The sequence below is a fragment of the Mesorhizobium sp. M0633 genome (genome assembly GCF_040320645.1).
Taxonomy (GTDB): domain Bacteria; phylum Pseudomonadota; class Alphaproteobacteria; order Rhizobiales; family Rhizobiaceae; genus Mesorhizobium.
On sequence record NZ_JAMYQC010000002.1, the window covers coordinates 46,192 to 65,489 of the forward strand.

The following is a 19,298-nucleotide window of genomic DNA, read 5'->3' on the forward strand; positions in this document are numbered from 1 at the left end:
GGCCTCCTCCCTCAAACGGCCAGACCGAGACGGCAGTTCCGCTTAGATGGTGCTCATCCCCACCACTCATCATGCAATTGGCGCAACTCGTTCCGCTTCCTGGTCATCCATCGTGCACGCGCCAGATGTGTCGCCCACGCCCGGAAAGCCCTCTCCGGCTCCTGCTCCGGATCAATGTGCAGAACGATGCGGGCGACCTCACGCCAATCGGTCCCTTCAGCCGACGCGTCGAGCAGCCGGATATAAGTAAGCATGCGATCTTCGTCATAACCGGTCGGCACTGAAGACGTCGGCGCTGCGTTCGCGATATGAGAGTTTGGCGGCTTTGGCATTGCGACCTACCAGCAATGGCGCACCGTAGCAGCCTATAAAGAAGCCCGCGCCGTTTGATCGGAGGATGCGCCGATCGAGATTCGCCTCGACGGTCGGCAAATGGCGGCCTCAGGCGGAGTTCACCGCCCAGCTGGGCTCACGCCTCACCACGTCGTGATCGGGTCGAGGCAATCTATCTATTTTAGTGGAACCTAATTTAGTCGACGCAATTATGCGTGCGTGAGAAAGCGTGAAATCCAGACCGTCACTGAAAGCCGGCTATCGCGAGATCAGTTGGCCGATGATCCAGTGATTGCAGTCGATTTGACGGAACGGATATTACAGGCGGCCGACAACGACAGGATTGTCTGCCTCGTTGTGGCAACGGAGCAACTGGAAACCGACCGCATCGAGAAAGCGGAGCCTAAGGAGACCAGGATTGCCACAAGCTTCGTCCGGGACTTTGAGGTAATTCTGCTTGTTCTTTATGCGGCCTACGCCCTCGCTGTGCTGGGTGCGACCGCGTTCGTTTTGCTGGAATTGGGCCATGTTCTGTAGGCAGACGTCGGCAAAAGACGGGACTGACGCGCGATTGCCGCTGTTTGATGAGAGGAGCGGCCACGCTGCGTCGACGATCCGACCCCGGCGCAGCCAGCGGCGTTTTCGCGCCAGCAGGCGCTAAACTTCGGGCCCGTCCGTTCCTTACATCTTGCCAATCTATGGAACGAGGCTGCCCCTCGGGGGTTTTTCTATTAGAGGGACGTTAAAGAAGGAGGTAGCTATGAAGAAGCTCCTGCTTGCCTCGGTGATCGCCATCGCCTCGGCGGCTTCCGTGATCGGCCCGGCGAATGCCGGCGGCAGCGTCACGATCGGCATCGGCAACGGCTATGACGACGACTATTATTATCGCCACCATCGGTATTCCGATTACGACGATGAGTACGTCCCCCGTTACCGCTATGATGTCTACGACGAGGACTACAGGCCGCGCTACCGGTACCACCACCGGCGCTGCCACACCGAAGTCATCAAGCACTGGCGTCATCACCACCGGATTATCGAAAGAATCCGTGTCTGCCGTCGTTGACGGATCGATCCGGCCGGTATTGCCGGCCGGATCGGCGGGGCTTCTCACCTCGGCTTGCGCATCAGCATCATGCCGTAATGCACGGCCAATATGTCGAGCCCGATCTTGAGTAGTTTCACCACCACGTCGCGCGGCTCGCCGGCCTGTTCGGCCAGGCTCTTGACCGTTGCGTCGGCACAGCAGACCTTTTGCACGATGCCGGCGATCTCCCAATGGACAAGCGCCCTGGTTGCCTCGGCATGGTCGCGGCCGGCGGACAGGATGTGTTCGGCGACGCCGCTGCCGGTACGGCCGCCGTCGACGCGCTCGGCCCAAGCCATCGGCTTGGCGGTTGCCTCGGACGAGTTGCGGAAATCCTGGCGGTAGCGCGTACCCGCCTCGCGCTGCTGGCGCGACAGCGAGGTGAGGCCGCTCAGCGGGTCGACGTTGCGCACCCGCACGATGCCGCCGGTCGCTGTGTGGCCGTCATTGGAGACCTCATAGAGGCGCGCTCCCTCCTGCGTCCCCTTCGCCAGCCGCTTGCGGCCGAACCGGTCGTCCTTCAGTGCGAAATCATGGCCGATCTCCTTGCGGATGCGCACCTGCTCGGCCTCGCCTTTCGGCAATCGCGGTGGCCTGGCTGTGGCCTTTTGGGCGGTTTTGGTGCTCATCGGCTCGGTCCTCCTAGGTTTTGGTCGTCGGGCTCTGGCGAACTTCCAGCCTCATTGCAGCGGGCTCAAATCGCTTCGGCCGGCAGCGTGCGCAGGAAGCGCGCAGCGTGATAGGCGCAGTAGCTTTTCGAAGGCTTTGTGCGCAGCCCGCAGCACAGCATGTCCAAACCGGGGCGGCTGCCGGGGGCGTCGTTTTCCGCATCCTCCTGCGGCGTCGTGTCGAGCGGCGCGCGGCAGCGCTCGAACAGGCAATCGATGAAGCGCATGGCAACGAAATGCGGCTGGCGACCGCCGGCGGCGATCGGGCGCGGCGCCGGCATTTCGAGCGGCGCGCCATCTGACCCGGTGATCCGAGTCGGACACGGCTGCCAGGCCGGCGGCGCCAGCCTGGCCGACAGCCTTGCCGGGCGGCAGCGTGGCTCGGCCTTCGGAGCCGACTCAGCTTGATCAGCAGTGCTTGATGGCTCAGGCGCCGAATTTCCGAGCCGGCCGCCAGAGCGTCCGCCACACCAGCCCTTGGATCCGGCAAGGCCGATGGCGCGCAGACGGGCGGTGCGGTGGACGATGCCGATGATGGCCGCGCGCGAGGCCGGGCGGCCGCGCAGCGCGGTCAACCGGGTGGCGATCTTCGCGGCCGACAGCCCGCTCATCAGCCAGTTCTCGATTTGTTCCAGTTCCGAGGCGGAATAGCGGGCGGCCATGATGTTTCATTTCCTGCAAAAATGGTTGTGTGCGGCGCCGGCTTCGCCGGCCTCAGGCTCGAAAGCCGGTCAGCCTTCGCGTGGTCTGCTGCGATCGAGCTTCATCTCGGCCGCCTGCCTTGTTGCGCCGGACACTGCCTTGCCCGTCCGCTCGTCGAAGGCGATGACCGCGCCGTCTTCGGTGCGGGTGCAGGAAACTGCGGCTTCCGCATTGCCGGCCGGCAGGCAATTCGTGGCCGGAGCCGTGAGGGGAACGGCTCCGGCCGTTCCGGCCGCTTGCGCTGCCGGATCCGAGGCGCGAGCCTCGGGCATCGTCCCGGCCGGGGAGGAGGACGGTCGGGACGAAGGGGACAGGGTTGGCACATGCATGGCCTTGGCGATCGGTGGCGCTACCGCCTCCAGGCGAGCGCTGCCGGCGCGCTGAAGGGCGGATTCGAGGACCGAAAGCTGGCGAAGCGACTTGTGCATGACCATATAAGAGCATAACTCAATCTATTATGCAAGCGATTCTTGCATAGACGAAACCGATTCTTATGCCTCAGATGGAGCCATGGCGAAAACTGCACTGTCGATCAAGGTCGGAGCGGCGATCCGCCGGGCGCGCAAGCAGCGCGGCCTGGTGATGCGCCACATTGCCGAGCACAACGACACCGACGTCGCTGCCGTCGGCAATTGGGAGACCGGGCGCAACCTGCCCAAGACCGAGAACCTTTTGAAGACCGCCGCTTTCCTGCGCGTCGACCCGGTGGCACTCGGCAAGGGCGAGGTCGTTTTCCTCGAAGATGCCGGACCGGTCGCCGATGCCGAGATCGTCACCGATCCCGGCCCCCTGCCCGCCGGGCCGATGGACATCCAGCTTCTCGGCACCGCCGTCGGCGGCGACGATGGCGACTTCACCTTCAACGGCCAGCCGGCCGGCTATGTCCAGCGGCCGCCGGGGATCCGGCATCTGCGCAATGTGTTTGCGCTGCACGTGCTGAGCGATTCGATGGTGCCGCGCTACGAGCCCGGCGAGATGATCTATTGCGGCGGCCGCGAAGCGTTGCCCGGCGACCATGTGGTGATCGAGACCCTGCCCGAGGAGAACGAGCAAAACGGCAAGGCCTTCATCAAGAAGCTGGTCAAGCGCACCGCCGCCGAGCTGATCGTCGAACAGTACAACCCGCCCAAGACGCTGTCCTTCAACCGCTACGCCATCAAGAACGTCTTCCGCGTCATCCCGCTCAAGGAACTGCTGGGGTATTGAGGCTTGTTGCCTTCTCCCCTTGTGGGAGAAGGTGGATCGGCGCGCAGCGCCGAGCCGGATGAGGGGTGCTGGAAGGAACGCGGCGGAGGAAATGTAGAAGCGATTTTTAAGCACTTACGCCATCAAGGTAGCGATCCGTCCAACACCCCTCATCCGACCGAGCTTCGCTCGGCCACCTTCTCCCACAAGGGGAGAAGGGAAGAGCAGCACGCCCGCCCCCTCAAGCCCGCCTCGACTGCAGCTCTCGACCGTTGAACAGGCGCGCCTCGGCGCGGGTCCGTTGCCGGTCGTCGATGAAGGCGGCCTGGATCGAGACGGCGGCGCCCGGCAGGCCGTCGGCCCGGCAGGCCTTGCAGATCAGGCGCCCCGAAAGTGCGGCCAGCGGTGTCTCCGGCATCACCCCATGCCGCTTGAGCTCGGCCGGCTTCCACCACCTGTTACGGCCGCAGTCGATGCATTCGACGGCAATCGAGACAACATCGGCGATCGTCGCTTCCTTGCCTGCCAATGCCATGGTCATCCCCGTCGTTGTTCCTGCTTTGTTCGCAACATTATCGGTTTTTGGAGCGGAGTCGAGTCGGTTCCGCTTACATCAACGTGAAAGTTTCACTTGTTCGATTATTTGAGTTATGCTTATACATGGTGTGGACTGGAATCGGCGCGAGCAACAGAACCGCGCCCGCTCCGTCCGCCGGCAGCAAGGGAATGACGATGGACCCAGCCCAGTTCGCCCATGCCTGCGGCTATAGCGGCGACAGCCCGGCCATGCTTGCCGCTTTCGCGGCCATCCGCCAGGACGGCATCCGCAAGGCACGCCAGGGTCATCGCCAGCGCAAGGCGGCGATTGACCAGATGAAGCCGAGCCGCGCTGTGTTCCTGGCGGCGATCCGCCCGGCGCAGTCAGCCGAGGAGGCACTCGAGGATGCCGCCCGCTTCCTGTCGATGTTCCGCGACATGCCGCGCTGGCGGCAGGAAAGGCGCGCCGCCGACCTCACCCGCGCCAGGCAGCAGCGCCTGTTCGCCCGCTTCTTCCGCCGCTACGGCCACCGCCTCTGGGCGCTCGAGGCCACCTGAAGGCGCGCGGGCCTCCCTTGCAAGTCAAAACGGATATTGCGATCGCTGACACCGCGCCGTATGTCTCCGCGCGATGAGCGAGATCGAATTCCGTCGCGCGCAGGCGCCCGACCTGCCGGCGATCGTTGCAATGCTTGCCGACGATGTGCTCGGCGCGAACCGGGAAGACCCGTCCACGCCGCTTGCGCCATCCTATCTCGATGCCTTCAGCGCAATCGATACCGATCCCAACCAGTTGCTGGCCGTCGCCGTCAACGCCGGGCAAGTGGTCGGAACGCTGCAGCTCAGCTTCCTTCCAGGCATTTCGAGAAAAGGCGCCTGGCGCGGCCAGATCGAAGGCGTTCGCGTCGCCTGGCAATGGCGCTCTCGCGGCGTCGGCAAGCTGATGATCGAATGGGCGATTGAAACATGCCGTTCGCGCAATTGCAGCTTCGTCCAGCTCACCACGGACAAAGGTCGACGGGAGGCGCACGCTTTTTACGAGCGCCTCGGCTTCACCGCCAGTCATCTCGGCTACAAGATGGCGCTGTAGAGATCAGCATTTCATCGCATTCAGCGCCGACCGCTCATCTTCGCAACCCACTCTGGATGGAGCATTGACAAGCCGGCCTTTCGCCCTGCTCCATCCGCCCATGATTTACGACCGAACCTGGCTTGAGAAAACCTTTCGCGCAAAGCCCCGGCAGAAGTTCCTGTTCTTCTGGGGCCATCAGCCGTCTAAGGACGGCCGCATAACCACGTCGTGCTTCAGCCAGTGGTGGCATGCGCCCTTTACCGTCGATGGCCTGAGCTATCCGACTGCCGAACACTGGATGATGGCCGAGAAGGCACGACTGTTCGGTGATGCTCCGACGGCAACACAAATCCTCAGGGCGGCGAGCGCCAAGCAGGCAAAGCAGCTTGGCCGCCAGGTGAGCGGCTTCGATGGCACCAAATGGGATGCAGACAAATATCGCATCGTGACTGAAGGGAGCTTTCAGAAGTTCCATCAGAACGCGGCGCTGCGCGAATATCTGTTGTCGACGCATGACCGGGTGCTGGTCGAGGCGAGCCCTGTCGACCGGGTGTGGGGTATCGGCCTTGCGGCGGATGACGAGAGGGCGGTGAACCCGCTGCTGTGGCGCGGCGAGAACCTGTTGGGATTCGCGCTGATGCAGGCCCGCGATCGGCTGCGCGGCTGAACATTGCCGTGCGCTCGTCATCTGCGGCAGCCTCCGCGCTGCTTGACAATCCACCCACAATGTTCTCTTTATGTTCTCATCACAACTCGACACAATGCGGCGTTCGAACCGCCGCGGGCGAACGGGCCGGATGGAAGCCAACATCCTCCACGCGGATCTGGATGCCTTCTATGCCTCGGTCGAACAGTTGCTCGACCCGGCCTTGCGCGGCAAGCCGATTGCCGTCGGCGGCGGGGTAGTGCTTGCCGCATCCTATGAAGCCAAGGCGTTCGGCGTGCGCGGCGGTATGCCGGGACGGCGGGCGCGGGAACTCTGCCCGCAACTCATCTTCGTCGGCGGCCATTTTAAGGACTATCAGCGGCTGGGCGATGCGGCAATCAAGGTGCTCGGCGATTTCACGCCGGTGGTCGAGCGGATTTCGATCGACGAGGCCTTTGCCGACGTCGCCGGCTGCACCCATTTGTTCGGCTCGCCGGCCGAGATCGCCGGCAAGATCCGCGGCCGCGTGCGGGCCGAGCTCGGCCTGCCGATCTCGGTCGGCGTAGCCCGCACCAAGCATCTGGCCAAGATCGCCTCACAGGTCGCAAAACCGGACGGGCTGGTGGTGGTCGATCCGCGCCACGAGCTGGAGTTCCTGCACCACCTGCCGGTCGAGCTGATGTGGGGCGTCGGCCCGGTCACCAGGCAGCGGCTGGCCGGCATCGGCGTCAACACCATCGGCGAGCTGGCGAAGACCAATGGTGGGGCGCTTGAGCGCCTGCTCGGGCCGGCGGCGGGAGAGAAACTCAACGCGCTGGCGTGGAACCGCGATCCGCGCAAGCTCGAGACGCAGCGCCGGGCGCGCTCGGCGGGTGCGCAGTCGGCGCTTGGCCGAAAACCGGCCGAGGAGCAGGTCTTCGTGCCCGCTTTGCTGCATCTGGCCGACAGGGTCGCCACAAGATTGCGGGCGAAATCCCGGCCCGGCCGCACGGTGACGGTTCGCGTCCGCTTTGCCGATTTGCGCTCGGTGACGCGCTCGATCACGCTCGACCAGCCGATTTCGGCAACAGCCATGCTGGCCGAGATCGCCGAGGCGCTGGTGCGCAAGGTGCTCATCGACTATCCGCACGAAAAGACAATCTCGCTGCTGGCGATCGCCGTATCGCATCTGGAGCAGCATGCCGGCCTGCAACTGGAACTGCCGCTCGGGCTCGACGACGACCGCCGTCGCCCCGGCACCAGCAAGGGCGCGGCGCGCTGGATCGCGGATCGCGCCGTCGACAAGATCCGCGACCGCTTCGGCTGGGAGGCGGTGGGCTACGCCTCGGTCGCGCTCGGGCTACAGCGGTCGGTTCCCGACGCGTTTCGCGAGCTGGCCGAAAAGGAACTGTGAGCCTCGATTACACTTTGGTTGCCAAGTCGCCGGAATGACCTTGAAGGCTGCGGACTTGTGAATTTATCTTCGGTCCAGTTGGTCGTGCACCGGTTTTGGTATCAGCCAGACAGGGCAGCACCCGCTCGCAAATCCTTCCGCCTTCATTTCGAACGACAGGGGATCGGCATGGGACAGAACGCCGGATATTTCGCACTCATCGTTGCCGGACTGGTGACCAATGCAACGACGCTGGCCAAGCCGCTCAACCCGGACCGGGCGATTCCATCCCTGGGCGATATCAACTCGCCGCTGGCCAGCCCGCTGTTCAAGCAGGTCAAGGCCGGCCCGCTGGAGATAAAGCTTGAGGAAACCACGCTTGCCGATGTCGAAAAAGCCTTCGGCGGAGCGATGCACGATGAAGGTGACGCCGGAGATTCACGCCACTGGCTTTGCTATGCCGGCCCCGACGCCGGCGGATCGCCGTCGATCTTCTGGTTCGTATCCGGCGAGATGGGCGGCTCCGACCACGGTGTCCTGTCCGTCGCCCTGCAGCCGAACCCGGAAGGCAAGGTGCCGGAAGGATGCGCCGGCGCGCCTGCCAGCTATTGAACTCGATACGCCCGGCGTCGGAGCGCCGCTGAGCGACGTGGCCGCGAAATTTGGCGCCGCCAAGCCCGATCGTTACGGCCATTTCGGCTTCGCCGCCTCTTATCCTCCTTCGTCTCCCGACCAGAAGGACGCCACGGTCACGCAGACGCTCACCTACACAGCCGGGAACGGCAGGATAACCGGCGTGGCGGTGACGCAAGTCACCACCAATTAGGGTGTCCCCGCTCGGTTGGCGAATGGTTCACGTGTGAATGATCTGCCGCGCCCAAGCCAGGCGGCCTGGTTGCTGGCCACCTCGTTATGCAGATTGGTTCTGATGTGCCGCCCGGGCCCGCCCTCCACCTGCAAATGCGACATTCGAGGCAGCCCTGGTCGTCAGACCAAAAGCGTTGCGCCGCCCCAAGCGATCAGGGCGGTGCCGGCCGCACGGCCAACCCACGGGCCGGCAGGAAACACCGGTTCGACGAGAACCCACGAAGGTCCGGAAATGACCCAGAAGCGGGCGATCGGCAGCGATCCGAGCAGCAACGATTTTGGCAGGACCGGAAATCGGCATGGAATGCTGCAATCATCATCATGTCCCGCCCAAGTTGTGGACAGTTCCTTCTCAAAGGCGCACTCTTAGCATGCGAAACGCGAGCTAGCGTTTCGTGCAACGCTTCACATGCTTGACTTGCGTCGGTGATTATCTGACCTACCCGGATACTTCCGGGTGGGCAGACCTCACATTGTGTCGCCTATCCGTGATCAGGCTACGGCCTAAGGCACGTTGCAGCCCGTTCCGGATCAACTGGGAGGTAAACAACATGCCTGATTTTCAGCGCAGAGAACTTCTTGTTCAAGGAAGCGCGGCTCTTGCCGCAATTGCTGCTCTCTATACCTCGCGCCGGGCTTACGCTTTTCCAACACGGCCGAACGAGGAAGTTATTCCGTGGCTGGATCAGCCGACCGAAAATCCCGATCCGGCGGGTATCCAGAAGCAGCTTGTCTGGGAGGATTTGGATAGCTGGATAACGCCAAACGACAAGTTCTTCAGCATCTCGCATTTCAACCGACCAACGATCGACGAGAAGACATGGTCGATGGAGATCGGAGGCCTGGTTAAGAAGCCCCTGGAGTTAACGCTCGCCGACATCAGGGCGCGACCGCGGCAGGAGGTCGTTTTCACAGTGGAATGCTCGGGCAACCATGGGTTTCCCTTTTTCACCGGCGGCATCGGCAATGCTCGCTGGGCAGGGACGCCGCTCGCCCCGATCCTCGAGGAAGCCGGCGTTCTGGAGAAGGGCATCGAGGTCGTCTTTTTCGGTACCGACACAGGCGAGATCCCGATACGCGACGTCAAGATGCGGCAGAACTTCGCTCGTAGCATGTCGCTCGCCGACGCGATGAACCCGGACAATCTCCTCTGCTATGAAATGAACGGGGCCGCCTTGCCGGCGCCCAATGGCTTCCCGGTACGGCTCATTGCGCCAGGCTGGTACGGGATCGCCAACGTCAAGTGGCTAAAGCGCATCGAGGTTCGCGATACGCGGTTCATGAGCCTTCTGATGGCCCGCGACTATGTCACCATCCGGGAGGAGGACCACAACGGCGAGACCGTATGGGCCGAGACGTCAGTCGGGCGAGCGCTGATAAAGTCCGCGCCTGCGAAGGTTACCCGGAAAGACTCGGATTACCGCATCGTTGGGGCAGCCTGGGGGGCGCCGATCGACCGGGTCGAAGTGCAAATCGATCAAGGGCCTTGGACACCAGCGACCATTGACCACAGTGAGGAGGCAGAACACGCTTGGAAAATCTGGTCCCTGGCTTGGGCAAATCCCTCTCCTGGAGAACACACGGTGACCTCGCGCGCGGTCAGCACCACAGGACAAATTCAACCGGCGATGGACGATCCCTTGATTGCCAAGAAGCACACATACTGGGAAAGCAATGGCCAGGTGACGCGCCGCGTGCGTATCGGCTAGAGCATTTTGCAGCCAAAAGGAAACATTTGGCGTCCGCATAGATGCGGGAAAACAGATAGTTAGAGCGAGTTACCGGTTCCAAGAGAACCGGAACCGCTCTAAGAACGTGCTGCCATGTGGCAATTGCGTTTGGGTCACCCAGGAGGAGGCTGCCTGATCGCCATCTCCGTACCATTCCAGCCTTCTACTCACCCGTCCACCGTTTCAATCTCCGCGTCGACCAGACACCAGGGCGCATAGCGGAAATCGCGGATCTGGATGACCTGATCGTCCCTCCATTCGACCAGCATGAAGCCGCGCACAGCGCCGTCGGCCGCCTGCGGGTCGCGGATGAGGATCGCCGGCCTGCCGTCGACGACGCCGAGCGACAATGTCCAGTCGCTGATACGGTCGTAATTGCCGAAATAGGTCGAAACCTCGGCCTTGCCGCGCAGGCGGACGCGGTTGACGACGTCGAGCCGCACGTCCTCGGCGATCAGTGCCCGCACAGCGTCGAAGTCGCGCGCGTTGAACAGGTCGACATAGCGCCGCAGCCGGCGCTCGTCATCGGCGTCGAGCCTCGGCGCGAGCGCCTGCTCGGGCTGCAGCGCCAGCACCTTGAGCTGCGCCCGCCCGCGATGCAGCGCGGCCTTGGTGGCGGCGAGCGTCGCGCCGGTCACTTCGCAGGTCTCATGCAGGCTGAGGCCGAGCACGTCGACCAGGATCACAGCGCTGCGCTGCGGCACCGAAAGCTGCATGAAGGAGCGCAGGCTGGTCTGGGCGGCGAGCCGGCTGTCGGCGCTGCCGGAGGGATCCTCGATGACGCTCATGTCGGCCTCGGTCATGCGCGACCTTTCCCGATTGCGCCGCCGCAGGTGATCCTGTGCGGCATTGTGGGCGATGCGAAACAGCCATTGCTCGGCACGTTCGACGATCGCACCCCCGTCGATCGCCTGCAGCGCCTTGATCAGGACCTCCTGGACGATGTCCTCGCCGTCGATCACCGAGCCGGCCATACGCGCGCAGTAGCGATGCAGCCTTGGCCGCAACCCGACGAGCATCGCCTCCAAAGTCGCCCTGTTCATTTTCGGCGTAGCGTCCCATTCCTGCGCGAGCGGCACGGCAGGCGCTACCCGGCTTTCTGATCCGCCAGCATACGGTAATTGCCGATGACTTTAACAGGCGATCGCAATGCCGGGGTCGAACGGCGCTCGGCGTGGTTTTCCGTAAACGCCCTGAAGGCCGCAAGCCCGGTCAGCGCCGACGAATCGCCGTCCTGGCCGACGATGTGGACGAACGAGCCGTCGTCCAGCTCGAGCACGAGATAACGCACCGTCGGCGGTGCCGCCTCGCCAAGCGCTTCGAACACTTTTTCGACCAGCGCGCGGTTATCTTCCAGGTCGGCTTGGTTCACACCGTATCGAATGAGCGCGTAGTTCATCGTCGTCTCCTGACTGGTTGGTATGAACGAAGGACGACCGGCTGCGCTGAAAAGATTCTCCTTGCCGAAGAATCTTTTCGGTTGCCCGCATCGTCTTTCCCGCGTGGGCGGCTGCGCGGCAGCCATCAAGCAGGAGAGACGATCATGCATATCCAGTTTGCCGAGCTTCCGGTGTTCGAGCAGGACCGCGCCAAGGCGTTCTACACCAGGCATCTCGCCTGCCAGGTCATGGCCGACCAGAAGATGGGTGATGGGGGCTGGCGCTGGATCGAGCTGGCATTTCCGCATGCCGTGACGAACCTGCATTTTGTCAGGCGCGCCGACGACGCACCCGGCGTGGAGCCGGTATTGGTGCTGGTCGACGAAAATGTCGGGGCAATGATCGCGGCCATGAAAGCGGGCGGCGTCGAGATCATCACCGAAGCGCATGAGGCGCCGTGGCAGCCGGGGCGCACGGTGGCGGAGTTTCGCGACAGCGAAGGCAACCGCATGGTCCTCGCCAGCCGATAAGGCACCGGAGCCCTCTGTCCGGCGGGGCGTCATACCTAAGTCCTACCTCCGGCCGGACCATCGGCCGTACTTCCTTCGTATTATTATTTCGTGACCTCTGCGCGCCGGAACCTTCCCTTGCATCGGGCGTTCGGGCGCTGTATCGCGATGCCTCATATTTAGGCAGGCGGAGGAAATACGAATAAGGGCGGATGGCAAAACAAACATGGGCCGGGGAGGAGCATCTTACCATGTCGAACCGTAAAATCGGAATGTCCCACAGTTTGGGGCTGCGCGTCGCTGACCTCAAATCCAGAATGCAAAGTGCCCAGATTACCGAGCATGAGATCAAGACGTTTCAAAAGGTTGCCGCCATCATGGGCGGCGCCAAAGGCTCACTGCGCCTCGATGCGGACGATCTGATCGCCGCGTCTTTCCTTGTCGATCCCTTGGAAGATCTCCCGCTCTCCAGTTGAAGGCGCCGAACGCAGGTCGAAATCCTATCGGGTTTGAACCTGCGATTGCCGCCGGCGGAGCATCCGCCAGCCCAAGCCGCATGCGAGGATGACGTTGGCCAGCGCCAGGCCGGAAAGCGCGGCCAACGTCCCGTGCGGGCCGAAGCGCTGCAGCAGCAATGCGCCGGCCGAGGGTGCCGCCGCCTGGGCGATCAGGCTCGGCATGGCGAGGCGGCCCATCAGCTTCGCGTAGCCGTTCGAGCCGAACAGCGCGAGCGGCAGCGTTCCCCGGGCGATGGATTCGAGGCCGATGCCCGCGCCGTAGAAGCCGAGCGCCAGCGGGATGATCGGCATGCCGGCCCAGAGCGTCGAAACGCCGATCGCCACAAACGTAACCGAGGCAAACTTGGTGAAAATCGGATGGTGATAGCGCGCGATCATCATCTCGATCGCGCGGGCCGCCACCTGGGACGGGCCAACCAGCACGCCGAGCCCGACGGCTGCGGCAAGCGCCATGCCGCTGCCTTGCAGGATGGTGAGCAGATGCACCGACAGCGTCGAGGAGATCACAGCCGCAAGTGTGAGGGTCGCGGCCAGAACGATCACGATCGACGGATCGGCTTGGTTGTCAAGAATGGGTGCCGCCTCCTTCAATCCTGGTTTGACTGCCGGTTGCGGCGGCTCCCGGGGCAGGATCACCAGATAGAGCGGAAGCGCAATTGCCAGCTGAAAGGCGGCGTAGACCAGGCAGGTGCCGCGCCAGCCGACCTCCCCCAGCAGCAAGGCTGAGATCGGCCAGCAGATGGTGCTCGCAAGGCCGCCGAACAGCGTCAGCATGGTGATGGCGGAGCGCGCGCCGTGGCCGTAGTGGCGGCCAAGCGTTGCGAAAGCGGCATCGTAGAGCCCCGCCCCCATGCCCAGGCCGATGACCAGCCAGGCCGCGATATAGGCCGCAAGATTAGGGGCAAGAGCCAGCCCGATCTGGCCGAGCCCGATGCATCCGGCGCTGAACGCCAGAACGTTGCGGCCGCCATGCCGCTCGATCGACGACCCGACGCGCGGTGAGATCAATCCGGCCACAAGCAAGCCAAGAGACAGGCCGCCGACAACCCATGCCAGCGGCCAGCCGGTATCGGAGGAGACTGCCGGCGCGATGACCGCGGGAAGATAGTAGGAAGAACCCCACGCCATGATCTGCGTCAGGCCAAGCGCGGTGATGATCGCGCCGCGGCTGCGCAAGATGGTGGGCGAAGGCGCCAGAAGGCTCATGCCGCGACGCTGCAGCCACAGCCGCCTTTGCCGACCGCCTTCGCCTTGGCGTCGGCGACACAGCACGCATCCACCGCTGCCGGCGCCGGACCGCCGCAGCACCCCTTGTCGGCCACGCCGATCCGCGGCACGGTGCAGACGCCGGTCTCGGGCAGCACGAGCTGGACATTGTCGGCCGCCACCATGTCGCCGGCGATCGCCGCCGCGACCGAGCGGACCTGCTCATAACCGGTCAGCAGCAGGAAGGTCGGCGCGCGGCCATAACTCTTGATGCCGACTGTGTAGAACCCGTGCTCGGGATGGCTGAGCTCACGGTGGCCGTGCGGCGGCACGTCGCCGCAGGAGTGCTCGTTGGGATCGATCAACGGTCCCAGTGCCTTGACGCTTTCCAGCCATGGATCGAGCTCGAGCCGAAGCTCACGGGTCAGCGACAGATCCGGGCGTTGTCCGGTCGCGGCGATGATGCGGTCGACCGGGCCAAGCGCCTGCAAACCGTCCCTGGTCTGGCCTTCGACGACCAGCCGGCCGTTGGCATCGCGGATCGAAACAGCCGCAAAGCCCGTCACCAGCCTGACGCCGCCGCTCTCGGCGAGTTCGCGCACTTCGGCGCCGAGTTCGCCGCGTGCCGGCAATTGGTCGGCATCACCGCCACCATAGATGCGCACCAGGTCGGTGCCGCGCGTTGTCCAGATGAAAGCGGTGCCGGCCTCCACATTTGCCAGGCTGGCGAGATCCAGCACCGCATTGGCGGCCGAATGGCCGGAGCCGGCGACCAGCGTCGTCTTCCCCGCGTAAAGGCTGCGGTCGCGGCCGAGAATATCGGGGATGCCGTAGGCGATGCGGTCGGCAAACTCGGCTTCGCCTTCGGCATGAATTCCGCCGGCGCCGAGCGGGTTCGGCATCTGCCAGGTTCCCGAAGCATCGATGACGGCACGTGCGCTGTCGCGTCTTGTACCATCGGCAGTCTCGACCGCCAGCATGAACGGCCGGTTCTCGCGTCCCTTGCTCAGCACCTTGTCGGCGCCCCAGCGCGAAATGCCGACGACGCGGGCGCCGGTTTCGATCGACGGCGACAATTGCGGAAGCTTTGCCAGCGGCTCGAGATAATCCGCGACGAGGTCGTCCGCGGTTGGGAATGCCTCGGGCTCAGGCATCCGCCAGCCATGCGCCTCGAGCAGGTTTCTGGCCGCCTGATCGACGCAATAGCGCCAGGGCGTGAACACACGGACATGGCCCCAATCCCTGAGATTGGATGCAACCGCATTGCCGGCTTCGTAGACTTTGACAGGAATGCCCCGCGCGATCAGGTGGACCGCTGCCGCCAGACCGACCGGCCCGGCGCCGATCACCGCAACGGGGAGCTTTTCGATCATCTCCATATCTTCTATCCTTCCGGTAATTTCGAATTATAATGGCAAAAAAAATCATGCCGCCGTTTTGGCGGCCGCTTCCGCCGATGCCGGCGCACAGGTGGCGTCGGCGCAGCATTCGTCTGCGAGGTATCCGATGAGCCCGTTCATGGCGGGATAGTTGGCCCGGCAGATCAGCGTGGTCGCCTGGCGCTCCTGTGTCACCAGGCCGGTGTCGACCAGCCGCTTGAGGTGATGCGACAGCGTCGAGGCAGCGATGCCCAATCTGTCCTGGATACGCCCGACCGGCAGCCCCTCATCGCCCGCCCGCACCAGCGTCCGATAGAGCTGCAACCGCGTCGGGCTGCCGAGGGCTTCAAGTTGCGAGGCTGCTTTTTCGAGTTTCATGGAAATAAGCTATTTCCAGAATCGCTGCACGTCAAGAGAATTTCGACAAAGATCGAAATAAGACGATATCTAGCCGACGCGCTTGCCGCTGGCGTCGATGACGACCTCGCCGTCCTCCTTGGTGAACGGGCCGATATCCGGATTGGGCAGGATATCGAGCACCGCTTCGGAGGGTCGGGCGAGCATGGTGCCGAGCGGCGTCACCACGATCGGCCGGTTGATCAGGATCGGATGCGCCAGCATGAAATCGAGGATCTCGTCGTCGCTCCACTTCGGGTCGCCCAGGCCAAGTTCGGCATAGGGCGTGCCCTTTTCGCGCAGCAATTGGCGCGGCGTCATGCCCATCGCTGCGATCAGCTCGACGAGCTTTTCGCGCGACGGCGGATTTTTCAGATATTCGACCACCTCAGGCTCCTCGCCGGACTGCCTGATCATGGCCAGCGTGTTGCGCGAGGTGCCGCAATCGGGGTTGTGATAGATGGTGATGGTCATTGCGCAGCTTTCATCTGTCCGGCTGGTTTCGGTTGGACGATCAGCCACCCTGCCAATGCCATGGCGAGCAACGCGCCCAAAAGTTCGGCGCCGATGAAGCCCGGCAGATCGGCGGGGCGGATCCCGGCAAAAGTGTTGGAGAACGCACGGGCGATGGCGACGGCCGGATTGGCGAAGGATGTCGATGCGGTGAACCAGTAGGCGGCGGTGACATAGAGCCCGACCAGCCAGGGGATCGAATCCGGACGGGAACGCAGGCCGGCGAGGATGGTGAAAACCAGCCCGAAGGCGGCGACCAGCTCCGCAATCCATTGCCCGCTTCCGGTCCGCACCGTCGCCGACACTTGCAGGATCGGCAGTTCGAACATCGCATGCGCGAGCAACGTTCCAGCGATGCCGCCGGCAATCTGGGCGGCGACGTAAGCCAGCGCTGCGTTCGTTTCGATCTCGCGTCGAAGCGCGAATACCAGCGTCACCGCCGGGTTGAAGTGCGCTCCGGATATCGGCCCGAATATGGTGATGAGCACGACCAGGATCGCCCCGGTCGGCATGGTGTTGCCGAGCAGGGAGACGGCGACATCATTGCTCAGCCTGTCAGCCATGATGCCGGAACCGACCACGGTGGCGACCAGCAGAGCTGTGCCGAGGGCCTCGGCAACAAGGCGGCGGGGAAGATTGCCGGAGCTCATCTAGCTAGCAGTTGCAGGTCACAGCCTGGATGACAGGCTGGCAAAGTTCCGGCGCGCCATTGCAGCAATCCTCCATGAGATAGGCCAGCAGATCGCGAAACCTGGTCATGTCGGCGAAGTAGCGCACGCTGCGGCCCTCTCGTTCGGTCCGCACCAGGCCGGCATGCGATAGTATCTTGAGATGGGCCGACATCGTATTCGGGAACGCGGCGAGCCGTGAGGCGATCTCGCCCGCAGCCACGCCCTCGGCGCCGGCCCGCACCAAAAGGCGAAAAACGTCCAGCCGGGTCTCCTGGCCGAGCGCGGCAAGCGCCGAAAGGGCGAGCGTCTTATCCATGTTTCCAGATTTCCAGAAATGGGGAATAGAGTCAACGCGCGAAGACTGTGTTGAGCAACGAAATCTCACCGAAGGCGGGGAAGTCCGTAGCGGCGGCAGCTAAGGCGACAGCTCGCGCAGGGCTGCGTTGGCGGCAACAAATTCGTAGGAGTTTTTGGGGCAATCGCTGGCGGCGAGCCGATAGAGCCGCAAAGCTTCATCGCTGTGCCCCTGCAGTCGGCTCAGCTCGGCGCTGAACATATTTGTCTCGCACAGGTTTCCGCGTTTCTTTATCGCATCAGGGTCGTCGGCTTCTGCAATTGTCGCGGCGAGAGTCTGCTCGCCAAGCAGCATTCGAACAGCCGGCGCCGGCCATCGCGTCATGTCGAGCTTCTTGGTCGCTTCCTGCAAATGCCCTGTTGCGCCATTGCGACGCTCGGCAAAATCGAGCCAGATCGCAACATACGCATCCTCTGGTTTGACTGTGGCGGCTTGCGCGAAATCGGCTTGGGCTTTCTCCATGGCACCGGAGTAGAAATGGACGATACCCCGGCCCAAATAGGCGTAGACAATCGTCGGATCGAGGCTGATCGCCTGGTCGTAATCTGCCGTTGCACGTACGTATTCGCCTTTTATTGACCAGACGAGACCTCTGCTGAGATAAGCATGGGCATATTTCGGATCGAGCCCAATTGCTTTGCCATAGTCCTCGAGGGCGCGGTCGTATTCGCCATTCTTGTCCCATATCCAGCCGCGCTTCCTGTAGGCACTGGCGTGTTTCGGGTCGAGCAGGATTGCCTGATCGAAGTCGGCAATCGCGCGGTCGTCATCGCCTTTGTGTGCCCAAGCCGTACCTCGATCGTCGTAGGCATTGGGGTCTTTCGAATCGAGGCCGATCGCCTGGTCAAAGTCGGCGATGGCGCGGTCATAGTCGCCTTTGTCAGCCCAAACGTTGCCTCTGTTGTAGAAGGCACTGGCGCGTTCCGGATCGAGACTGATCGCCTGGTCGGCGTCGGCGATGGCGCGGTCGTAGTCGCCCTTATATTTCCAGGCCCGGCTTCGATTGCCATAGGCACTGGCGTCTTTCGGGTCGAGGCTTATCGCTTGGTCGTAGTCGGCGATCGCACGATTGTAATCGCCTTTGATTGTCCAAGTCAGGCCTCTATCGAGGTAGGCACGGGCGTTCTTCGGATTGAGGCTGATTTCCTGGTCGTAGTCGGCAATGGCGTAATCAGAATCGCCTCTGAGTGACCAGGCCATGCCTCGATGATGATGGACTCCGGCGACATTCGGATCGAGGCTGATCGCCTGTCCGAAATCGGAAATGGCATGGTCATAGTCGCCCTTGAGTAGCCAGGCCATGCCCCGATTGTCGTAGGCGCTGGCTTCCTTCGGATCGAGGCTGATCGCCTGGTCATAATCGGCGATGGCACGGTCGTAGTCCCGCTTCCTTTTCCACACGAGACCTCGGTTGTTATAAGTTCGGCCATCGCGGGGATCGAGGCTGATCGCTTGGCCGAAATCGGCGATAGCGCGGTCGTTGTCGCCCTTGCGTGCCCAGGCCAGGCCCCGGTCGCCATAAGCTCCGGCATTCCGGGGCTCGAGGGTGATGGCCTGATCGTAGTCGACAATAGCTCGGTCGTTGTCGCCTTTGTCGAGCCAGGCAGAGCCTCGGATGCGGTATGCATCGCTCTTCGGGTCGAGGCTGATCGCCTGGTCGAAATCGGCGATAGCGCGATCAGCGTCGCTCTTGAGTGCCCAGGTGATGCCTCGGTAGTAATAAGCACTGGCATCTTCCGGATCGAGGCTGATCGCCTTATCGAAATCGGCAATGGCGCGATCATAATCATTCAGCCTCGCCCAGGCGACGCCGCGCTTGAAATAGGCCGTCAAACGGCTGCTGGCGGGCTCCGTCACATCCTCTATCATGAGTGTACAAGCGGCAATTCGCCGAGCCGCATCGGCCTCGTCGTCCCCGACACAATCGCTGCTGGCAGCCAAAGCTGGGCCGCTCAGGGCAAACAAGACCACGAGCCCACGCAGCAGCGACCGACAAAAAGACCTATGCCATTTTCGAATCATCGGCTCACGGATCATGTCGTTTATTTGCATCGCAGTGCGCTTGATCAAGAAGGCCTTGATCTTTGCAACCCAACACTGCAACCATTCTTGGGTCAAGGTGAGACTTGATTTTTTTGACCTTTGCCAAACCGACACCCGCCCGTGACATTCG

27 protein-coding genes are annotated in these 19,298 nt (G+C 63.0%); 12 read left to right on the top strand and 15 right to left on the bottom strand.

The annotated features are described in order from the left end of the window. Nucleotides 1-53 precede the first annotated feature (53 nt). Entirely contained in the window at nt 54-332 is a 279-nt protein-coding gene (locus NKI47_RS02090) for a hypothetical protein (RefSeq protein WP_352453505.1), read from the bottom strand. 274 nt (nt 333-606) lie between these two features. On the opposite strand from NKI47_RS02090, the gene NKI47_RS02095 reads away from it, so the two are divergent. Further along, the gene (locus NKI47_RS02095; protein ID WP_352587017.1) at nt 607-870 is read left to right on the top strand and encodes a hypothetical protein; all 264 of its coding nucleotides are present in this window, start codon (nt 607-609) and stop codon (nt 868-870) included. Between the two features lie 223 nt (nt 871-1,093). After that, nucleotides 1,094-1,399 carry a hypothetical protein gene (locus NKI47_RS02100; protein WP_023675656.1) on the top strand — a complete coding sequence of 102 codons (306 nt, stop codon included), beginning with the start codon at nt 1,094-1,096 and terminating at the stop codon, nt 1,397-1,399. 44 nt (nt 1,400-1,443) lie between these two features. Here NKI47_RS02100 and NKI47_RS02105 read toward each other — a convergent pair whose 3' ends face one another. The 3 genes from NKI47_RS02105 to NKI47_RS02115 all read right to left on the bottom strand — a co-directional run bounded on the left by NKI47_RS02105 (nt 1,444) and on the right by NKI47_RS02115 (nt 3,224). Then, nucleotides 1,444-2,049, bottom strand: a complete 606-nt coding sequence (locus NKI47_RS02105) for a DUF6456 domain-containing protein (protein ID WP_352587019.1) — start codon at nt 2,047-2,049, stop codon at nt 1,444-1,446. A gap of 65 nt (nt 2,050-2,114) precedes the next feature. Further along, nucleotides 2,115-2,750 carry a high mobility group family protein gene (locus NKI47_RS02110; protein ID WP_352587021.1) on the bottom strand — a complete coding sequence of 212 codons (636 nt, stop codon included), beginning with the start codon at nt 2,748-2,750 and terminating at the stop codon, nt 2,115-2,117. 69 nt (nt 2,751-2,819) lie between these two features. Continuing rightward, nucleotides 2,820-3,224 (bottom strand): hypothetical protein, encoded by a 405-nt coding sequence (locus tag NKI47_RS02115; RefSeq protein ID WP_352587024.1) that lies wholly within the window; start codon nt 3,222-3,224, stop codon nt 2,820-2,822. 76 nt (nt 3,225-3,300) lie between these two features. Between NKI47_RS02115 and NKI47_RS02120 the strand changes: the two genes are divergently transcribed. After that, complete coding sequence (locus NKI47_RS02120; RefSeq protein WP_352457320.1) at nt 3,301-3,996, top strand: XRE family transcriptional regulator; 696 nt, start codon at nt 3,301-3,303, stop codon at nt 3,994-3,996. A 220-nt stretch (nt 3,997-4,216) separates the two neighbouring features. Here NKI47_RS02120 and NKI47_RS02125 read toward each other — a convergent pair whose 3' ends face one another. Then, the gene (locus NKI47_RS02125; RefSeq protein ID WP_352587028.1) at nt 4,217-4,516 is read right to left on the bottom strand and encodes a hypothetical protein; all 300 of its coding nucleotides are present in this window, start codon (nt 4,514-4,516) and stop codon (nt 4,217-4,219) included. 185 nt (nt 4,517-4,701) lie between these two features. Here NKI47_RS02125 and NKI47_RS02130 point away from each other — a divergent pair, with 185 nt between their 5' ends. From NKI47_RS02130 to NKI47_RS02155, 6 genes are all read left to right on the top strand, one after another. Beyond that, nucleotides 4,702-5,070 carry a hypothetical protein gene (locus tag NKI47_RS02130; RefSeq protein WP_352587031.1) on the top strand — a complete coding sequence of 123 codons (369 nt, stop codon included), beginning with the start codon at nt 4,702-4,704 and terminating at the stop codon, nt 5,068-5,070. 73 nt (nt 5,071-5,143) lie between these two features. Beyond that, complete coding sequence (locus NKI47_RS02135) at nt 5,144-5,602, top strand: GNAT family N-acetyltransferase (RefSeq protein ID WP_352587034.1); 459 nt, start codon at nt 5,144-5,146, stop codon at nt 5,600-5,602. A 100-nt stretch (nt 5,603-5,702) separates the two neighbouring features. Continuing rightward, nucleotides 5,703-6,251: a riboflavin biosynthesis intermediates N-glycosidase gene (gene ybiA, locus NKI47_RS02140; protein WP_352587037.1), complete on the top strand. Its 549-nt coding sequence runs from the start codon at nt 5,703-5,705 to the stop codon at nt 6,249-6,251. Between the two features lie 130 nt (nt 6,252-6,381). After that, the gene (gene dinB / locus NKI47_RS02145) at nt 6,382-7,623 is read left to right on the top strand and encodes a DNA polymerase IV (RefSeq protein ID WP_352587040.1); all 1,242 of its coding nucleotides are present in this window, start codon (nt 6,382-6,384) and stop codon (nt 7,621-7,623) included. 168 nt (nt 7,624-7,791) lie between these two features. Next, entirely contained in the window at nt 7,792-8,214 is a 423-nt protein-coding gene (locus NKI47_RS02150) for a hypothetical protein (protein WP_352587043.1), read from the top strand. A 37-nt stretch (nt 8,215-8,251) separates the two neighbouring features. Continuing rightward, on the top strand, nt 8,252-8,428 hold the full coding sequence (locus NKI47_RS02155; protein WP_352587046.1) for a hypothetical protein: 177 nt from the start codon (nt 8,252-8,254) through the stop codon (nt 8,426-8,428). 161 nt (nt 8,429-8,589) lie between these two features. Here the strand turns inward: NKI47_RS02155 and NKI47_RS02160 are convergent, their stop codons facing one another. After that, on the bottom strand, nt 8,590-8,742 hold the full coding sequence (locus NKI47_RS02160; protein WP_352587049.1) for a hypothetical protein: 153 nt from the start codon (nt 8,740-8,742) through the stop codon (nt 8,590-8,592). 278 nt (nt 8,743-9,020) lie between these two features. Between NKI47_RS02160 and NKI47_RS02165 the strand changes: the two genes are divergently transcribed. Further along, on the top strand, nt 9,021-10,178 hold the full coding sequence (locus tag NKI47_RS02165) for a sulfite oxidase (protein WP_352569169.1): 1,158 nt from the start codon (nt 9,021-9,023) through the stop codon (nt 10,176-10,178). A gap of 188 nt (nt 10,179-10,366) precedes the next feature. Here NKI47_RS02165 and NKI47_RS02170 read toward each other — a convergent pair whose 3' ends face one another. Both NKI47_RS02170 and NKI47_RS02175 read right to left on the bottom strand, forming a co-directional pair. Next, nucleotides 10,367-11,242 carry a sigma-70 family RNA polymerase sigma factor gene (locus NKI47_RS02170; RefSeq protein WP_352587052.1) on the bottom strand — a complete coding sequence of 292 codons (876 nt, stop codon included), beginning with the start codon at nt 11,240-11,242 and terminating at the stop codon, nt 10,367-10,369. A gap of 44 nt (nt 11,243-11,286) precedes the next feature. Continuing rightward, the gene (locus tag NKI47_RS02175) at nt 11,287-11,598 is read right to left on the bottom strand and encodes a hypothetical protein (RefSeq protein ID WP_352587055.1); all 312 of its coding nucleotides are present in this window, start codon (nt 11,596-11,598) and stop codon (nt 11,287-11,289) included. A gap of 144 nt (nt 11,599-11,742) precedes the next feature. On the opposite strand from NKI47_RS02175, the gene NKI47_RS02180 reads away from it, so the two are divergent. Then, a complete protein-coding gene (locus NKI47_RS02180; RefSeq protein WP_352587058.1) occupies nt 11,743-12,108 on the top strand; it encodes a VOC family protein in 366 nt (121 codons plus the stop codon). Between the two features lie 230 nt (nt 12,109-12,338). Continuing rightward, nucleotides 12,339-12,563: a hypothetical protein gene (locus tag NKI47_RS02185; RefSeq protein ID WP_031213090.1), complete on the top strand. Its 225-nt coding sequence runs from the start codon at nt 12,339-12,341 to the stop codon at nt 12,561-12,563. 24 nt (nt 12,564-12,587) lie between these two features. Here NKI47_RS02185 and NKI47_RS02190 read toward each other — a convergent pair whose 3' ends face one another. The 7 genes from NKI47_RS02190 to NKI47_RS02220 form a co-directional block, all read right to left on the bottom strand. Next, complete coding sequence (locus NKI47_RS02190) at nt 12,588-13,811, bottom strand: MFS transporter (RefSeq protein WP_352587061.1); 1,224 nt, start codon at nt 13,809-13,811, stop codon at nt 12,588-12,590. Further along, nucleotides 13,808-15,184 (bottom strand): FAD-dependent oxidoreductase, encoded by a 1,377-nt coding sequence (locus NKI47_RS02195; protein ID WP_502898018.1) that lies wholly within the window; start codon nt 15,182-15,184, stop codon nt 13,808-13,810. Before NKI47_RS02195 ends, NKI47_RS02190 begins: the two co-directional genes overlap by 4 nt. 51 nt (nt 15,185-15,235) lie before the next feature. Beyond that, nucleotides 15,236-15,568 carry an ArsR/SmtB family transcription factor gene (locus tag NKI47_RS02200; RefSeq protein WP_352490030.1) on the bottom strand — a complete coding sequence of 111 codons (333 nt, stop codon included), beginning with the start codon at nt 15,566-15,568 and terminating at the stop codon, nt 15,236-15,238. A gap of 69 nt (nt 15,569-15,637) precedes the next feature. Then, on the bottom strand, nt 15,638-16,060 hold the full coding sequence (gene arsC / locus NKI47_RS02205; RefSeq protein ID WP_352587067.1) for an arsenate reductase (glutaredoxin): 423 nt from the start codon (nt 16,058-16,060) through the stop codon (nt 15,638-15,640). Continuing rightward, nucleotides 16,057-16,749: an aquaporin gene (locus NKI47_RS02210; protein WP_352587070.1), complete on the bottom strand. Its 693-nt coding sequence runs from the start codon at nt 16,747-16,749 to the stop codon at nt 16,057-16,059. Before NKI47_RS02210 ends, arsC begins: the two co-directional genes overlap by 4 nt. A gap of 4 nt (nt 16,750-16,753) precedes the next feature. Next, nucleotides 16,754-17,086, bottom strand: a complete 333-nt coding sequence (locus NKI47_RS02215) for an ArsR/SmtB family transcription factor (protein ID WP_352457336.1) — start codon at nt 17,084-17,086, stop codon at nt 16,754-16,756. 99 nt (nt 17,087-17,185) lie between these two features. Beyond that, the gene (locus NKI47_RS02220; RefSeq protein WP_352587073.1) at nt 17,186-19,243 is read right to left on the bottom strand and encodes a tetratricopeptide repeat protein; all 2,058 of its coding nucleotides are present in this window, start codon (nt 19,241-19,243) and stop codon (nt 17,186-17,188) included. Between the last annotated feature and the right edge of the window lie 55 nt (nt 19,244-19,298).

Coding starts and splice junctions, on each gene's coding strand:
- NKI47_RS02090 (WP_352453505.1), bottom strand. CDS start 332: ATGCCAAAGCCGCCAAACTCTCATATCGCGAACGCAGCGCCGACGTCT.
- NKI47_RS02100 (WP_023675656.1), top strand. CDS start 1,094: ATGAAGAAGCTCCTGCTTGCCTCGGTGATCGCCATCGCCTCGGCGGCT.
- NKI47_RS02105 (WP_352587019.1), bottom strand. CDS start 2,049: ATGAGCACCAAAACCGCCCAAAAGGCCACAGCCAGGCCACCGCGATTG.
- NKI47_RS02110 (WP_352587021.1), bottom strand. CDS start 2,750: ATGGCCGCCCGCTATTCCGCCTCGGAACTGGAACAAATCGAGAACTGG.
- NKI47_RS02115 (WP_352587024.1), bottom strand. CDS start 3,224: ATGGTCATGCACAAGTCGCTTCGCCAGCTTTCGGTCCTCGAATCCGCC.
- NKI47_RS02120 (WP_352457320.1), top strand. CDS start 3,301: ATGGCGAAAACTGCACTGTCGATCAAGGTCGGAGCGGCGATCCGCCGG.
- NKI47_RS02125 (WP_352587028.1), bottom strand. CDS start 4,516: ATGACCATGGCATTGGCAGGCAAGGAAGCGACGATCGCCGATGTTGTC.
- NKI47_RS02130 (WP_352587031.1), top strand. CDS start 4,702: ATGACGATGGACCCAGCCCAGTTCGCCCATGCCTGCGGCTATAGCGGC.
- NKI47_RS02135 (WP_352587034.1), top strand. CDS start 5,144: ATGAGCGAGATCGAATTCCGTCGCGCGCAGGCGCCCGACCTGCCGGCG.
- ybiA (WP_352587037.1), top strand. CDS start 5,703: ATGATTTACGACCGAACCTGGCTTGAGAAAACCTTTCGCGCAAAGCCC.
- dinB (WP_352587040.1), top strand. CDS start 6,382: ATGGAAGCCAACATCCTCCACGCGGATCTGGATGCCTTCTATGCCTCG.
- NKI47_RS02150 (WP_352587043.1), top strand. CDS start 7,792: ATGGGACAGAACGCCGGATATTTCGCACTCATCGTTGCCGGACTGGTG.
- NKI47_RS02165 (WP_352569169.1), top strand. CDS start 9,021: ATGCCTGATTTTCAGCGCAGAGAACTTCTTGTTCAAGGAAGCGCGGCT.
- NKI47_RS02170 (WP_352587052.1), bottom strand. CDS start 11,242: ATGAACAGGGCGACTTTGGAGGCGATGCTCGTCGGGTTGCGGCCAAGG.
- NKI47_RS02175 (WP_352587055.1), bottom strand. CDS start 11,598: ATGAACTACGCGCTCATTCGATACGGTGTGAACCAAGCCGACCTGGAA.
- NKI47_RS02180 (WP_352587058.1), top strand. CDS start 11,743: ATGCATATCCAGTTTGCCGAGCTTCCGGTGTTCGAGCAGGACCGCGCC.
- NKI47_RS02185 (WP_031213090.1), top strand. CDS start 12,339: ATGTCGAACCGTAAAATCGGAATGTCCCACAGTTTGGGGCTGCGCGTC.
- NKI47_RS02190 (WP_352587061.1), bottom strand. CDS start 13,811: ATGAGCCTTCTGGCGCCTTCGCCCACCATCTTGCGCAGCCGCGGCGCG.
- NKI47_RS02195 (WP_502898018.1), bottom strand. CDS start 15,184: ATGATCGAAAAGCTCCCCGTTGCGGTGATCGGCGCCGGGCCGGTCGGT.
- NKI47_RS02200 (WP_352490030.1), bottom strand. CDS start 15,568: ATGAAACTCGAAAAAGCAGCCTCGCAACTTGAAGCCCTCGGCAGCCCG.
- arsC (WP_352587067.1), bottom strand. CDS start 16,060: ATGACCATCACCATCTATCACAACCCCGATTGCGGCACCTCGCGCAAC.
- NKI47_RS02210 (WP_352587070.1), bottom strand. CDS start 16,749: ATGAGCTCCGGCAATCTTCCCCGCCGCCTTGTTGCCGAGGCCCTCGGC.
- NKI47_RS02215 (WP_352457336.1), bottom strand. CDS start 17,086: ATGGATAAGACGCTCGCCCTTTCGGCGCTTGCCGCGCTCGGCCAGGAG.